The organism is Alcanivorax sp. HI0044 (assembly GCF_001634945.1).
The window spans coordinates 1-767 of sequence record NZ_LWEZ01000294.1 but is presented as its reverse complement, the minus strand read 5'-3'; the positions used below and the strand labels follow the sequence as shown (position 1 = coordinate 767).

At 58.7% G+C, this 767-nt stretch carries 2 pseudogenes; both read right to left on the bottom strand.

Annotated features, from left to right (window positions below):
- Positions 1–358: pseudogene (locus tag A3730_RS03600) on the bottom strand (hypothetical protein); the annotation flags it as partial.
- Positions 359–397: 39 nt separating this feature from the next.
- Positions 398–767: pseudogene (locus A3730_RS30980) on the bottom strand (DUF3336 domain-containing protein); the annotation flags it as partial.

Below are 767 nucleotides of genomic sequence, written 5' to 3'. Positions count from 1 at the left end.
GAATCGTGAGGGCCTTGGGTGGCGCGGCCATGCTGCTGCCGATGGCTTTGGCGTGGCCATTCCAGTCAGTCCACGTGACGCTGGCTGATGCTACATCAGGCAAATGCAGCAGGGCGTTAACCTGCACCCGCAATTGCTCTTCGTCGAAATTCCACAGGGAACGGGACAGCCCGGGCAAGGCAGTCAGTTCCACCTGCTCCAGGTTCTGCTCCAGGCGCTCCATACCTTGATGGTATTCGCGCACCATGAATACGCCGATGCTGATCAGCATCACCATAATGCTGACCAACAGCACCGCGCCGGCCACTTTGAAGGCCAGCGGGTTCTGTCGGTAGTAATGGTGTATACGGTGAGGCAAGCACGGTCTCCAGAAATAGTCGCCGTGCCGGGGGGCGGTTTACTGGTTGGCCACCGCTGTCATGTTTACCCGATCCAGCATGCGTTCTTCGATACGGTCCAGGCGTGCCCGGCAGTCGCGGAAGGTGCGACTGATGCAGGTGGTGTTGGCTACCATGTCCAGTTTTGGCCAAGTCGCCTGTTCGCCTTTACGGATATAGTTTCGCACATCTTGCAGCGTGGGGTTATTCAGGACACGCAGGGCGTTGAGCGGCTGGCGGGGCGGGATCATGTTGATGTCGCCGATATACTTCTGCGTCACCATGCTTTTCGCCTTGTCGATCATCAAACCCATGTCGTTGGACGCTACCCGGCGCTGCACCAGTTGCAGGCCATAACGCAGGTTCATGGAGACGTTGCGCAGGGCCCAG